This window comes from Methylobacterium sp. J-070, assembly GCF_022829385.1.
Lineage (GTDB): Bacteria > Pseudomonadota > Alphaproteobacteria > Rhizobiales > Beijerinckiaceae > Methylobacterium.
Map to the genome: position 1 here is coordinate 1 of NZ_JAKSXX010000278.1, position 13,286 is coordinate 13,286.

Annotated in this window: 19 protein-coding genes and 1 pseudogene; 12 read left to right on the forward strand and 8 right to left on the reverse strand. The window is 63.0% G+C overall.

Annotation, left to right across the window (positions count from 1 at the left end; all coding sequences use genetic code 11):
• Positions 1-199 (reverse strand): annotated as a pseudogene (locus MKL01_RS31280) (hypothetical protein); the annotation flags it as partial.
• 23 nt (positions 200-222) lie between these two features.
• Here MKL01_RS31280 and MKL01_RS31285 point away from each other — a divergent pair.
• On the forward strand, positions 223-393 hold the full coding sequence (locus MKL01_RS31285; protein WP_243909072.1) for a hypothetical protein: 171 nt from the start codon (positions 223-225) through the stop codon (positions 391-393).
• 114 nt (positions 394-507) lie between these two features.
• Here the strand turns inward: MKL01_RS31285 and MKL01_RS31290 are convergent, their stop codons facing one another.
• From MKL01_RS31290 to MKL01_RS31300, 3 genes are all read right to left on the reverse strand, one after another.
• A complete protein-coding gene (locus MKL01_RS31290) occupies positions 508-843 on the reverse strand; it encodes a hypothetical protein (RefSeq protein WP_243909073.1) in 336 nt (111 codons plus the stop codon).
• Positions 840-1,058 (reverse strand): hypothetical protein, encoded by a 219-nt coding sequence (locus tag MKL01_RS31295; RefSeq protein WP_243909074.1) that lies wholly within the window; start codon positions 1,056-1,058, stop codon positions 840-842. The genes MKL01_RS31290 and MKL01_RS31295 overlap by 4 nt, the downstream gene beginning before the upstream one ends.
• Before the next feature lie 475 nt (positions 1,059-1,533).
• Entirely contained in the window at positions 1,534-1,824 is a 291-nt protein-coding gene (locus MKL01_RS31300; protein ID WP_243909075.1) for a hypothetical protein, read from the reverse strand.
• A gap of 195 nt (positions 1,825-2,019) precedes the next feature.
• Between MKL01_RS31300 and MKL01_RS31305 the strand changes: the two genes are divergently transcribed.
• Positions 2,020-2,319 (forward strand): hypothetical protein, encoded by a 300-nt coding sequence (locus tag MKL01_RS31305; protein WP_243909076.1) that lies wholly within the window; start codon positions 2,020-2,022, stop codon positions 2,317-2,319.
• Positions 2,320-2,369: 50 nt separating this feature from the next.
• Here the strand turns inward: MKL01_RS31305 and MKL01_RS36050 are convergent, their stop codons facing one another.
• Complete coding sequence (locus MKL01_RS36050; protein ID WP_313901502.1) at positions 2,370-2,738, reverse strand: HGGxSTG domain-containing protein; 369 nt, start codon at positions 2,736-2,738, stop codon at positions 2,370-2,372.
• A 177-nt stretch (positions 2,739-2,915) separates the two neighbouring features.
• On the opposite strand from MKL01_RS36050, the gene MKL01_RS31310 reads away from it, so the two are divergent.
• The 5 genes from MKL01_RS31310 (at position 2,916) to MKL01_RS31330 (ending at position 6,748) form a co-directional block, all read left to right on the forward strand.
• The gene (locus MKL01_RS31310; RefSeq protein WP_243909077.1) at positions 2,916-3,428 is read left to right on the forward strand and encodes a MucR family transcriptional regulator; all 513 of its coding nucleotides are present in this window, start codon (positions 2,916-2,918) and stop codon (positions 3,426-3,428) included.
• A gap of 896 nt (positions 3,429-4,324) precedes the next feature.
• On the forward strand, positions 4,325-4,984 hold the full coding sequence (locus MKL01_RS31315; RefSeq protein ID WP_243909078.1) for a ParA family protein: 660 nt from the start codon (positions 4,325-4,327) through the stop codon (positions 4,982-4,984).
• A 2-nt stretch (positions 4,985-4,986) separates the two neighbouring features.
• On the forward strand, positions 4,987-5,373 hold the full coding sequence (locus tag MKL01_RS31320; RefSeq protein WP_243909079.1) for a hypothetical protein: 387 nt from the start codon (positions 4,987-4,989) through the stop codon (positions 5,371-5,373).
• Positions 5,374-5,547: 174 nt separating this feature from the next.
• Positions 5,548-5,769 carry a hypothetical protein gene (locus MKL01_RS31325; protein ID WP_243909080.1) on the forward strand — a complete coding sequence of 74 codons (222 nt, stop codon included), beginning with the start codon at positions 5,548-5,550 and terminating at the stop codon, positions 5,767-5,769.
• A 688-nt stretch (positions 5,770-6,457) separates the two neighbouring features.
• Positions 6,458-6,748, forward strand: a complete 291-nt coding sequence (locus MKL01_RS31330; protein ID WP_243909081.1) for a hypothetical protein — start codon at positions 6,458-6,460, stop codon at positions 6,746-6,748.
• Positions 6,749-7,916: 1,168 nt separating this feature from the next.
• Here MKL01_RS31330 and MKL01_RS31335 read toward each other — a convergent pair.
• Positions 7,917-8,576 carry a recombinase family protein gene (locus MKL01_RS31335; RefSeq protein ID WP_243909082.1) on the reverse strand — a complete coding sequence of 220 codons (660 nt, stop codon included), beginning with the start codon at positions 8,574-8,576 and terminating at the stop codon, positions 7,917-7,919.
• Between the two features lie 264 nt (positions 8,577-8,840).
• Between MKL01_RS31335 and MKL01_RS31340 the strand changes: the two genes are divergently transcribed.
• From MKL01_RS31340 to MKL01_RS31350, 3 genes are all read left to right on the forward strand, one after another.
• Entirely contained in the window at positions 8,841-9,011 is a 171-nt protein-coding gene (locus MKL01_RS31340; RefSeq protein WP_243909083.1) for a hypothetical protein, read from the forward strand.
• 210 nt (positions 9,012-9,221) lie between these two features.
• Positions 9,222-9,965, forward strand: coding sequence for a Crp/Fnr family transcriptional regulator (locus MKL01_RS31345; protein ID WP_243909084.1), 744 nt, complete (start codon positions 9,222-9,224; stop codon positions 9,963-9,965).
• Positions 9,962-10,216, forward strand: coding sequence for a hypothetical protein (locus tag MKL01_RS31350; RefSeq protein WP_243909085.1), 255 nt, complete (start codon positions 9,962-9,964; stop codon positions 10,214-10,216). The genes MKL01_RS31345 and MKL01_RS31350 overlap by 4 nt, the downstream gene beginning before the upstream one ends.
• 24 nt (positions 10,217-10,240) lie before the next feature.
• On the opposite strand, the gene MKL01_RS31355 is transcribed toward MKL01_RS31350, so the two are convergent.
• Positions 10,241-10,969 carry a Crp/Fnr family transcriptional regulator gene (locus tag MKL01_RS31355; protein ID WP_243909086.1) on the reverse strand — a complete coding sequence of 243 codons (729 nt, stop codon included), beginning with the start codon at positions 10,967-10,969 and terminating at the stop codon, positions 10,241-10,243.
• Positions 10,970-11,155: 186 nt separating this feature from the next.
• Here MKL01_RS31355 and MKL01_RS31360 point away from each other — a divergent pair, with 186 nt between their 5' ends.
• A complete protein-coding gene (locus MKL01_RS31360) occupies positions 11,156-11,920 on the forward strand; it encodes a Crp/Fnr family transcriptional regulator (protein WP_243909087.1) in 765 nt (254 codons plus the stop codon).
• 3 nt (positions 11,921-11,923) lie between these two features.
• The gene (locus MKL01_RS31365) at positions 11,924-12,190 is read left to right on the forward strand and encodes a hypothetical protein (RefSeq protein ID WP_243909088.1); all 267 of its coding nucleotides are present in this window, start codon (positions 11,924-11,926) and stop codon (positions 12,188-12,190) included.
• Between the two features lie 493 nt (positions 12,191-12,683).
• On the opposite strand, the gene MKL01_RS31370 is transcribed toward MKL01_RS31365, so the two are convergent.
• Entirely contained in the window at positions 12,684-12,935 is a 252-nt protein-coding gene (locus tag MKL01_RS31370) for a hypothetical protein (RefSeq protein ID WP_243909089.1), read from the reverse strand.
• Positions 12,936-13,286 lie beyond the last annotated feature (351 nt).

Below are 13,286 nucleotides of genomic sequence, written 5' to 3' on the forward strand. Positions count from 1 at the left end.
GCTCGTAAAACAGAGCGCGGTTCGGCAGGTCGGTGAGACCATCGTGGCGAGCCATATGAGCAATTTGCCCCTCGGCCGCTTTGCGCGCGCTGATATCGATCTGCGTGCCGATGAACCGCAGCGCTCGCCCATCGCAATCACACGATACGACCTTGCCGCGCGTCATCATCCACGCCCAAGAGCCGTCTTTACGCCTCATCCGATCCAGCTGGAGGCGCGGCCATGATCGCTTCCCTCCCCGACCCGCCGACCGCTACCAGTGTCGTCGCATACGTGCAGAGCATCGAGCGCCGCGACCCGGCGGATCCGGCTGCCGTGGCTTTTCAAAACGCTCTGCTCCGCGCCGGCCTAGAGATCGATGCGCTGGCGGTCTCGCAGCCATTGAGACGATAGCCGATGCGGTTGCCGCCGACGATCCTGACCGTGCCGCCGCCAGGACTGCCCTGCACCACGCTGTCTGGGCTGGCCTGCTGCCTTGATCAGAGAAAGTCCGAGATGAGCGTCCGCTCAGCTGCCCAGTTGGCTTAGCATCTCTTCGAGCGTGTCGAGCAGGCTGTCGAAGTCGGCCACGGCCGCGATCAGGCCGTCGGTAGGTTGCCGCCATGGATCCGTTGGGCCGTGCAGCATCTCTCCGAGCATTGCCTTGACGCTCGTAACCTGTCCGCGTCCGGCCGCGATCGCGGATCTGATCAGACCCGGATCGGCTTGCACGAGCGTTCCATCTGCGGTTCGGCGGTCCAGCATACGCTGCAGAGAAATCAGGTTCGTCGCTAGCGTGTACAGGTTGGTCGATGCGGGCTCGCTGGTCAGCTCACCGCCATGATCCGGTGCCCTGCGCGTCATCGCTCTGTACCCAGCTGCACCGCAGGTCGGAGCGGAGGCAACTCGGCCAGTTCCAGCAGCACGCGCGCGCCCCTGATCGCAGCCATCGTTGCTCCAGAGGCTTCGTGCTCGCGAGCCTCGGCCTCCAATTCACCGAGGCGTTCGGCGAATAGCTTTGCCCGACGTGAGTTGTTGGGCTCTGGCATTTCGCCAAGCAAGTCGATCAGCGCTGCCATGAACGCGCATGCTGATTTGACAGTTGGAGCGGTGTCGGCTGGCACGATGCGTTCCTGGGCCTACCACAAAACACATCTTATGACCGTCACGTTGACCCATGCCCCTGCATTTGACGGGATCGATGCACGTTATCATTGAGCAGTTTGGATAGCGTCCTGAGGCTTGTCACCTTCATCCTGATGTGGCTCTCCTGTGCTCGCAGGTATAGGGACGCGACCCCTGCCAGACATGGAGAACGGTCCCACCCTCAATTTCACAGCGCGCTCGGAAAGCGTTGTAATCGCTTGAGGAACTGACAGCTGTGAGAATAGGTGAGGCTGCCACCAACAAGGCAAAGCCGCCACATAGGGACAACAGAAGCCAATTTACGGCACCGAGAGTGGGACGCCTTGGTTGCTCTGTCCATTCACGCATCGGTGGTGCGGGTGCCAAGAAGGCCAAGGTCATGCCGGCCCAAGTAAGCATAATCATCATCTAACGAGGCCTGTGAGAGGCCGCAGGCTGCTCGGCTTGGACGCTAGGCTCCGCCTTCTGCGCCAAGGCGACGAGACCAACGAACGGACCGAGGCAGAGCACGATGAGCAAGAGGAATGCCGTCACAGCTTGAGCATGCCGTTTGGTTATCTGGATCATCGCGCAGCCGACGGTGAAAGCCGCGGCCAGCACGATCGCGAACGCTTGCTCATTCATAGCGTCATTCGCCTTTTTGGGTTCGGCCCTGCGCTCACGCGACGGTGTATCTGAAGGGTCCTTCTTGTGGGCCAACCTGGGTTCGGTCCCCCAGGATACGGCGGCCAGAAGCAATAATCTGGATCGTCTGTCGGCTATCGCATGCAGTCCGCGCCATGATCTCCAAATCGCGCAGATATGAGATCAGCAACTCCTGTCGAGCCGGATCTTTGTTAAGGGCATCACCTACCTTTAACGAGACGGTATGCTCAAGCTCAACCCAGAAATTCCTTGGAATTTCCATTTGATGGGACATGGGTGCCACTCGATCCGACGGTCCAGCTCTTTCTCGGCTATCCACGGCCTAAGCACTTTATCGAATGTTGGGTTTGGATCGTCTTTATGGGCCGCTTTGCCGCCCACGAGCGCGTCGCCATCAATGCCGAGAGCGAAGCCGTGCGGCAAATAGCCCTGACTACGGCCGTCACCATCGAGGTTCGGGACGATGCGAGTCGGGTTCAGCACCAAGCCGCTGTCGCCGCTCTCCAAGCTCTCGCCGAGGGCGCCCGAGACCTGATGCTGCAGGGGTGAGCCGGAAGCAGCCGGGTAAGCCTCGCGCGCGCGCGCACTGCTCGCAAGACTCAGCCAGCCTCGCTCCTGAGATACGCCAGCACCGCTGCCAGCCCATCAGCTGACGCGCCGGCTACGCCTCGGCACATCCGCCGGAACGCCACCGTCTCGGCCGTGTGCAGCCCGGTCCGGTAAGCGCCGTTCCGCTCACCTCTTGGTGCGCCGCTTCCCATGGCCCCGCCGTGCATCCGGCATCGCATCTTCCCGCTGATTGCCGGCGACTGGCACGCCATCCCGTGCCGGGTCCGGGCACAGCACCGGCGCGACAGGCGCAAATGCGAGGGCTCGCGGCTCTGTGGGTGCATGGGGTTGGCTTCCATTTTTCCGCTCCCCCCGGGGGGCTGACTGACATTCCCGACAATTGCCTGACCGCCTTCCATCCAGGTCGCGCTCGAAGGTCGAGACGACGTTGTCGGCGATCAGGGTGGCGAACCGCTCAAGGTCGGGGCTCGGCATCATCTTGGTGTGCCTACAATAAGATATTTCTTTCAACATAGCGTATTGCGTTTTGCCACGCGACAACAGACTGTGCTGTCTTCCCCAAGGACAGGTGCATCGTGGACAAGAGCGTTGAGACCATCGAGGCTGCGGCCGTCGATCATGTAGAGCTGACAGCCAACATCGTCGCGGCCTATGTATCGAACAACTCGGTACGGCCTGCCGACGTGGCGGAGCTGATCGCCAGCACGCACGCTGCGCTCGCTGGGCTCAGCACCTCTGCAGCGCCGGCTGCTCCTACGGTCGACAAGCCGACGCCGGCCCAGATCCGCAAGTCGATCACCCCCGACGCGCTGATCAGCTTCCTCGACGGCAAGCCGTACAAGACCTTGAAGCGGCATCTCACCGGCAACGGCTTGACCGTGGAGGAGTACCGCGAGCGCTTCGGGCTGCCGCGGGACTACCCCTCGACGGCGGCCAACTACTCGGCGCAGCGCTCGGCGTTGGCCAAGAACCTCGGGCTCGGCCAGCAGCGGCGGATGGCGGCTCCGAAGGCTGCTGCGGCTTCTGAGACCGTCTCCGAGAAGCCGAAGCGGGCTGGCCGGCCGCGGAAGGCAAAGGGTAGCGCTTAGGCGTAGGGCGCCCTCGACGAGGTGTCCCGCCGAACCTTCGCCCAAGATGGCGTTCACGAAGCCAGTTTGACACTCGAAGCTCTGGCGGACACCCATGCGACGCTCCTTCGCACTCCTCACCGCTCTAGCCGCCCTCGCCTGCCTCGCCACGGCGGGACGCGCGCAGAGCACGCCCGAGCCGACTAGAAAGCCTGCAGTAGGTGCGGCAGCTGCCGGCGAGGAAGCTGCGTCGGCGGTCGACCCAGCGGTGCACGACCGGTGCCGACAGCGGGCGGACAGTCAGAAGCTCAGAGAGGGGCCGGAGCGGAAGGCCTTCATGGGGACGTGCGTCACGCCGGAGGATTGAAGCGCTGCTTTGTCCAGCAACTCCTGCCTCTTACAAGAACCCGCTCCCCGAATGCCCCTTAAAGGCGTTCGCCCGCCGGATGTAGCCCACGACGGTCCTCGGATCCCGGTGGCCCGACTGGTCCATGATGCGCGCGAGATCCGCGCCACGCTCGGCCAGCCTCAGCACTCGCCGCCACCCACGTCGACCCTGCCACGCGCTACATCGCATCTGTCGCTCCGGCTCGAATGCCGAACGGCACAGGGGCGAACCGCGTCGCCACGGGATCAGGCCCATTCACCTATCCCGCTCGCAGCGTCGCCGATCCATCGTCCGGATTGGTCATTTCACCCCGCAAGCCTGTTAGCCCAGCTGGGCCTGTGCCCAAGTGGCCAACGACACTTCACCCCCTACGCCCATCTCTGCATCTGGGCTGAGGGGGTTTTGGTGACTTGCGCAACGGACCAAATGGGCGTTTGCCCGTCAGGGCGCTCGGGTTAAGGCTTCGTTGACCATTTGGGCATCAGCTTGCTTGGGCGCTTGGGAAGGCGCGCAATGGGGATCTGGAGCAATGGCTGTCATCAGCGTGTGCAGCACGAAGGGTGGGGTGGGAAAGACGACACTTGTGATCTGCCTGGTAGATGCCTACGCACGCCAGGGCGGAAGCGTCGCCATCATTGACGCTGATCCAAACGGGCATGTGTCCTCTTGGCGCGAGCGGGCCGGCGAGGACTGCAGCGTGGATGTGATCGCGGACGTGACTGAAAAGACGGTCCTCGACCGGATCTCCGATGCCGCCTCACGCTACAGCCTTGTGTTTGTGGATCTGGAAGGCGCGGCCTCCCAGGCTGTGACCTACGCGATCGCGGAAAGCGACCTGGTGCTTATCCCCTCGAAGGTGTCCGGCATGGATTTACAGGAGGTGTTCCGCACCTATGAGGTGGTGCAGCGGGCGGAGAAGATGCTGCGTCGGCCGATCCCGGCTCGAGCAGTGTTTACTCAGATGTCGCCGCTAAGCAGCCGTGTCGCCCAACACGCGCGCCAGGAGGTCCAGGCCGCCAGCATCCCGGTGCTGCGTACCGAGATCATCCAGCGTGCGGCATACCAGAGCATCCACTTCACCGGCGCGACGCCCGCCCATCCGGACGGCGATCTTAAGGCCCTGCAGGAGGTAGCCGGTGTGCTCGGCGAACTCATCGAGGTACTGGCAGTCCAGCAGCAGGCGGCTTGAGCATGATGAAGCCCGCCTTCCAACCCGCGCCGCGTCCGCGGCCCCGCATCTCACCTGAGGACGCTCAGCAGCTTGCAGTGGCTACCAGCGACCTGGGTTTCACACGGCCCTCGTCCGCGCCTGAGGCGCGGGCCGCGGCACCGGTGGTGAACGAAGCCAAAACTGCCCTTCCACCCACCCCGATTGCCCAAGAACCCAAAACCCCACTTGCCCCAGTGAAGGGTACGGCGCTCAAGTTTGAGGTGCCAGATCCGGTTTGGACGGCGTTGCGCCAAGAGGCGCTGAACCGCCGGGTCACAGTGAAGTACCTGGTGCTCGAAGCCCTGGCGGAGAAGGGCTACAACGTCGATCTGGCCGCGGTACCCGAGGACGGGAGACGCCTGCGATGATCGAGGTAGCCCTTGTTACGGTCATCGCGGCGGCCCTGAGCGCTGCAGCAGCCGGCGCCGTCAGCGGACAGGGAGCCGAATGATCACCACCGCCTTCCTCGTGATGCTGGCGGGCACGCTTGGCGCCGTCGGCATCGTCGTCCTGGCACTTGAGCAGGCGCCGCAACGCCGCCGATGAAGCGGCCACCAGACGCCGACCGCCTCGCCCTTAAGCTTGAGGTGGCTGAACTGCGCCAGCGGCTGGCGGCAGCCCAAGAAATGCTGGTGGAGACCGCGATCGACGCCAGCCAGCTGCATGCCCGTATCGACAGCCTGCAGGACAAGCTTGCCCGCGTCCGAGCCGATCGGAATGCTTGGCGCGCGGCGGCTCGGGCATCGGGCAGGGCGGTGGCCTGATCGCTTGACCCTAAGGACGAGGAAGGTAGCCATCATCCTGTCTGATGGTACCGTCGATTGTTCGCATAGAACGCTCCCCGACTGATCCCCGGGCCGACAATCACGCCACCAATACCGAACAAAAGAAACTCGCCTGTCATTTGCTCATTGGCAATTAGCTCGGCTGTTCTAAATAACGAAAAGGCAATCAATCCCAGTCCACACCAACGAACAATCTGATTATTCGTCGCGGTTGCTCTAATCGATTTGATGGATCGTATTGGGTATGTAGTACCAGCCACCCATAGGATACCATTGCCAACCTTTACTAGCCCGTCGTTGAACAGGAAACCATCGGCCATGGCGTGCGCGCGCAATACAGCAGCTGATCGAGCGATAGCTTGACTCCGCGAAACGAGGCAAACTTTAACGATCACACCCAGGGGCCCGCCTCCCTATTCCACCGTGCGCAATCTCACGGGCGGCAGTTCGCTCCCCGGTGTGGTCGCGTCCCGCTGGTAGAACCCCCGCCGGTCGCCCCTCTCGACCTCGCCCAGCCGGCCAATCATCGAGAAAAAAATAAGAAATTTTAACTCGCTGTTTCGATCGAATAAATTAGCCATTGAAGGTCAATGGATCAATCACGCGCAATCGGAGTTGAATTGACAACAGGAGTTTCCTGCCCGCTCCATCTGATTAGGCGTCCAAAATGACCAAGACAATCCTGGCAGCAACTTTCATCGCCGCGCTCGCCTCGCCGGCTCTTGCGCAAGCCGTGATCGAAACACCCACCAGCACGACCGTCATTGTTCCACCGGGCGCTCGCGGCGTAGTGACGCGGCAGAGCGGTTCGACAGGTGCCGAGGGCGCTGCCACCTATTCGCCCACCGGCCGCGCCGCGGACGGCATCGCGACCGACTCAGCCGCAGCCGGCAATGCGGGTCAGCCCTCGCGCGTTGGATCGACGGGTAGCACTGGCGGTGGCGGCTCGGGTCAGTAACCACCTTTAGCCCGCCCGGTTCGCCGCGGCGGGCTTCTTCGTGTCTACGGCTCGCCTGTGCCCACGATCGTCAGCAGATCGCGCCCGGACTGAGTCAGGAACCACGCTTGGCGCCGTAGCACCCCAGGCTTTGTCCGCAGCTCGACAAGCCCGAGTTCGGCGAGCACCAGCATGATGTTTGGATCGACGGAAGGCCACATGCCGGTGCGGGTCGCACCGCAAGCGCGGAGGGCCTTCAAGTGGCGACCATAGACGGGAGTGTACGGTTCAGGCGGCATACCGCTAGGCTACGGGCATCGTCCGCACCAGCCACATCCACGCTCATCGTTCGTTTTTAGCCTCGACCTGGCGCACGAGCGCCCACAGGTAGATGGCGGATGCAGCCGCGGCGCATGCCATGACATCAAGGGCTTGGGCAGCTGGTAGGGTCATACGAACACCTTGTTGCCCGGCTGTCACGGGAGTGTTTCCCGACCGGGTACGGCGATCACGACCCGGCGAGCGGGCTACACTCCCGTGAGCCAAAGATCAGAGCTGCTGGACCCGCTTAGACGTGTCGCGGTGCCGGTAGAAATCCCAGAGCAGGAACGCCGGGAACGGGATCATGATGGCGAAGAAAATCCAGTCGAACATCTGTGGCACGGGGTAAGCCTCCTGCAGTCTATAGAAGGGCCAACCCGCTTCGGGCTCTGCAGGTACGAGGTGCGCTTTCGCCACGCAGGCGCCTGTACTCATGTGTCAACCCCATCACACCCTACGACCAGCCTAAGCGCTGGCGCGGCCGTCGGCCGAGCCAGTCCGCAGAAGGGCGCGAGCTAAACCTTGTCGTGTGGCTCAGTGGGCTCCACGCTCGAACCAAGTGCCCCGCCTCCGAGCATATCGATCGGGGTATGCTTATCCCCGCCTGTCTTGCCCGTTCCATCGTTGCTCCCCGAATTGTGAGGATTGATCTCGCGCCGCTGATCGCGTGCGGGACCGGCAAAGTCTGTGAGGGGGCGCCATGGAGTAGCGGGTGCACCCAGACGGATGGCACTCGGGAGGCGGAACATCCACCCTGCGAACAACATCCACGGCACAACGAAAACAATAAAAGCGGTTAGACCCATGGCGTTCCTCCTCCCAAAAGCTGGGGATTTGGATCAAACGTCCGGTGATCAGCCTTTGATCCTCACTGTTGTATTCGCCGCACCTGCGTAGCCGTCCACGTTCCGCCGCGCGCGGCCGGTATCCCGCGAGCATTCAGCGCCGCCGCAATCTGGCGCAGCGAGACCGCACCCTCAGCGCGCACGCCGGCGAGCACCGGGGCGAGGTCCTCGGACCGCTCCTCGGCCCGCTGCGCTTGGCGGGCCCGCCCGCGCACCTGGCCGGCCTCCCGGTTCGACAGGTTCTCGGGCTTGCCCAGTCGCACGCCGCGAGCCTTGGCGTGCGCCAGCGCGGCCTTTGTCCGGGTCGAGATCATCTTGCGCTCGGCCTGGGCGACTACCGCCATGATGCCGACCACCAGCTCGTTCGCCTCCGGCATGTCGGCCGCCACGAAACGGACGCCGGCCTTCTGCAGGTTCAGCAGGAAGGCTGCATCACGGGACAGCCGGTCGAGCTTGGCGATGACCAGCGTTGCGCCGTGAAGCCGGCACAGCGCCATGGCCTCCGCTAGGCGAGGGCGGTTGTCCCGGGACCCGCTCTCGACCTCGACCAGTTCGGCCACATGGCGCCACGAACCGCCGTTGAGGAAATCAGCGACCGCCTTCCGTTGAGCCTCCAGCCCGAGGCCGGATCGGCCCTGCCGCTCGGTCGAGACGCGCAGATAGGAGACGAAGGCGGAAGCCATGCTGAATTCGCGGGGTGTCTCGTTCGGTCAAACGAGCGTTTAACCGGATGAAACACCTGCCTGCGATGACGTGGCGGACACACCGAGGCTTCCCCGGAGCTTCCCTCGACCCATCTCAGGATTATTCGCCGCGACGCGGTCGGGGTTGTGCGCGAGGCCGGGCGAGCCGTGATGATATGGCCGCCCCGCCGGTGATGTTCGTGCCCTTCAGCGCCGCTACATCGGGGATCGCACGGTCTCCGCGATCTAAGGTAGCCTTGCGGCATGACCATGAATGACGACGTGAACGGCGAAGCCGTGGAAGCTCTGGTCGCGGTCGGCTACATGGTCGAGCGCTTCGATGAGGATCCGGGGCTATGGCGAGTGAACGGCGAGGTGATGACTGGTGCTGAGCTTCTCGACGTGGCGCAGCGTATGGGGCTCATGGCCGGGTAGGATCGGGGGCAAGTGAGCCGTGATGGTATGGCCGCCCGGCCCAGGCGCCTTCCTCATCAAGGCCGCGGGCAATCGCGAAAAGTCCTGATCCATGATGGAGCGGGGCGATAATATACCTCCTACACGTGCGTCATCGTCAGCCGCTCCGAAACAGGTGCTGCCGCCTGGGAGAGCCGCGCGCTTCCGCCTGCAATGCAAGGCGACGCCACGATGGCTTCGAAGACCCCCCACGCACTCTACCCGCTCATCCGCAAGCTGGAGAGCGTCACCCGCCTCTCGGATAAGGAGCGGAAGGCGATCGAGAACCTGCCGGTCCGGGTGCGAACTCTTTCAGCGCGACAGGACATCGTCCGCGACGGCGATCTCGCGACGCAGTGCTGCCTCATCCTGGAGGGTTGGGCCTACCGCTACGAATTCCTGAGCGAGGGACGCCGGCAGATCTTCTCGTTCCACATTGCGGGTGACATCCCGGATCTGCAGAGCCTGCACATCCCGCTGATGGACCACAACCTCGGGACGCTGACCCAGGCCACGGTGGCGTTCATCCCGCACGAGAGCATGCACGCCCTCACGGCCGGCTATCCGACCATCGCGGCCGTGCTCTGGCGTGACACGCTGATCGACGCCGCGATCTTCCGGGCTTGGTTGGTCGCCATGGGTCGTCGTCCGGCCTTCGAGCATCTCGCCCACCTGTTCTGCGAGCTGTACCTGAAGCAGGAGGCGATCGGCCTGGCAGGCGATCACCGCTGCCCGCTGCCGATCACCCAGAACGACCTTGCCGACGCCACCGGCATGACCAGCGTCCACATCAACCGCGTGTTGAAGGAGATGCGCGGTCGCGGGCTGATCACGCTGCACCGACAGACCCTGGTCGTGAAGGCGTGGGATGAGCTGATCCGTAGCTGCGAATTCGACGCGACCTACCTGCACCTGCAGAAGCGAGCTACGGGATGACTCTGCATCTCCAGCCCGTGCATGTCTCCACCAGCAGTGAGGACAGCGACGGGCAACTCGTCTTCGCGGACGGGTTCCTCGTGGCGGTTCTGGTGCGCCTCTCCGAGCAGCACGAAGCCTCCGCCGGCATGTGGTTCCTGGAGGCCGGGTTCGGGCTAACCGCGGTGAGGAGCGCACCTCTGTTCACAAATTTGGACGCGGCTCAAGATTGGATCGAGGGGCACCTCAGCAGCAAGCGCGGCAGCGCGTAGCTTTGGGTGGGACTGAGAATGTTATCAGTGGCCACCCGGCGTCGGATCCGTAATTAGGCGCTCGTATTCGACCTCGGGAGCGCCGTAGGAGGGGCCAGCTAGGGCGAGCAGCGCCGCGCGATCGCGGACGATCAGGGTACCGCGCTGCCTACCGATCACGCCGGAACGCTCCAGGACCGAGATCGCGCCCGTCAGGCCCGGACGATTGACCCCCAGCATCAGCGATAGAAAGCGGTGCGTCGTCGGCAGTTCGTCACCCTCGGTCCGATCGTGACACATGAGGAGCCAGCGGGCGAGACGCGGCTCCAGAGTGTAGCGGCCGTTGGCCAGGGCCGTGGCCGTGGCCTGCACGCCGAGTATGTGCGCATACCGCAACAGCTGATTGTGCAGGCGCGGACTGTGCCGAAGCGCCTCGGAGAGGGCGCTCGCCGGCATGACCTGCGCCATCCCGATAGCCTGAACCCGGGCCTCGTCTGGCGTCCGCTCGGCGTTGAGCAGGATCGGCACGCCGACCATGCCCTCGCATCCGACCAGCCCGACCTCGACCTGCTGTCCGTCGGCCGCGATGCTGACGAGCGAGACGATACCTCGTTCGACGAAGGCAACCCGCGTGATGGGGGTATCGGCTTTGATCAGCACATCACCCAACGACAGGGTCATAAGTTCGAGTTGTGGCCGAAGCAGACCGAAATCGTCCGGATCTAGGGATCTAAGCAGGCGATTGAAGCAGCTATGCTGCGTCGGGTGCGACATGGTCCCGTTCACTTGGAGCGGGGGGCCAAGAGCCCTTGGTCGGGAGCCCCTGGTCGTGCCTGCGCGCGACGCCTCGCCTGTCTTTGAGCCTACTCTCCTAGGAGCGCAAGATATCGATCATTTGATGGAGATTTGGTCGGGTTTCTGACATATGGGCTTATCTCAAGTCGCAGCGATGTGGGCCCCATGCAGCAGGCGCTGACGCGGAAGCTTGAGAGCTTCGAACCCTTGTCCGACCAAGCCCGCTGGGCTCTGAACGGCTTGGTGCTCAAGGTACGGCAGGTCGGTGCACGCCAGGATCTGATCCAGGAAGGCGACAAGCCTGACAACGTCCTCCTGATCCTCGACGGCTTTGCGTGCCGGTACAAGGTGCTTCCGGACGGCCAGCGCCAGATCATGGCCTACTTGGTGCCGGGCGACTTCTGCGACCTGAACGTCTTCATCCTCGACGAGATGGACCACACCATCGGCACGATCTCGACGTGCCAGGTCGTGGATATCCCGCGCAGGGCTATCGATGAGATCGCGGTGCACCACCCGAGCATCGCGCGCGCTTTCTGGTGGTGCTCCCTAGTCGACGGTGCCGTCTTACGCGAGTGGCTGGTCAACATGGGAGCACGCGCTCCGGACCAGCGCATCGCCCACCTTCTGTGTGAACTTCTTATGCGGCTGGAAGCGGTCGGGCGTGTCACAGACAACAGCTACGCGTTCCCGCTCACGCAGACACAGATCGCCGACACGATGGGTCTGTCGGACGTGCACGTGAACCGGACTCTGCGAGAATTACGCGCCCTCGGCCTGATCCACCTCAAGCAGCGGGTGCTGACCATCCTCGACGTCGAGCGCCTGAAGGCCTTCTGCAGCTTCACACCGAACTACCTGCACCTGCGCAACACGCGCTGGGGTGAGCGTCGCGACCTGAGTTGGCCCGGTCGAGCCCAGGAGGGCTAGCCGATGTCTGGCCAAGGCAACGTCCAGACGCTGGTCGTGCTGCAGCCGATCGCAATTGACACGGGTAGCCCTGACCATGACGGCATGCTGGTAATCGCCAATGGCCTGCTTGTTGCGGTGCTGGTGCGCCTCGAACAGCCCGAGCACATCAATGTAGGGAGCTGGTTCATGGAGGCAGGGTTCGGCCGCCTGCAGGGGCTGAGGGTTCCTACCTTCCTAACCCTGAAAGAAGCGACGCGCTGGGTGCGACGACGTCTGAAGCCGGCGTGAGTTGACCGCCATCGATCTGAGGAAGCTCCCTCCCGAGTCCCTGAGGATGACGCTACCGAACGGGCGATAGGGGCGAAGCACGAGCGAACCCGAGCAGGGCAGCGCCGGTCACCAAGAGAAGAATGAGTCGAGCCCTGGCATCATGAACACCATCGTCGCCCCGGCTCCGAACAGGCCCGCGATCATAACCACGAATTCCCTCGCGGCGCCCTCCAATCAGATTGGTACAGCCCAGCCACCGCTAGCGTTGAAAGCTAGATTTATCGGTTGATCAATAAAAAAGCGTTCAAATGCCGGCAGTTAAGTAATGATAAGTGCGATTGGGTCAAAAGTTGCTTCGAGAATAATACCGAGAGATATAGACTCGGCCGCAAAGCTTAACTTTGATCTGGATGGACAGTGTTCTGATCGGTCCGCGATGGAGAGCTGAGGGGCTCTGCTGGAGGTGGTCGAGCGCGAGACCGCCGAAGCGGGTCGCGGATAGTGTGTCGTGCTAGGCCGTCGCCCACAGCCGCTTGGTGTTGAAGGCGACGTGCTCGCGGTAGCGGGCGATGACGGTTTCAGGCGAGCCGCCAAGCATCAGCGTCGTCATCGCCTCGCCCGCAGCATGCACCTTCTCGGTCACCATCGACTGCATCTCGGCCCGGCCCTCGCGGCCACCCCAGGCGAGACGAACCAGCCGCAACTCGATTACCCGCTGAACTTCGATCGCAAGCATGAACGAAGAGAAAAACGGATTGTACATTAGCCCCCCGCGCCCACCGGATGCGGCGCGGATTTAACAGGATCCGGGGCTATAAAGATCCCGGTATAAACATTTGTTGGATTTTCGGTGTCGATGGGTTTCTCTCAATCATCCTTTAGGTCGCAGGCCAGAACTTTCTGTCGTCGCATATGTTACTCATTACGCTCGCGATAGCGCGGGTAAGCGAGGTTTATGAGTGTCAGAGCACAACTCTGGGCAGGATAGCCGCCAGGGTAAGCGCGGCAGACCGGCCCTCTACGTCCTGATTGTCAGTGTCGGCTTGATGCTGACATCTGCGGTCGGACTGATGATCTGGCAGGGCGCGAATTCACCGCCCGACTATGCCAGCCA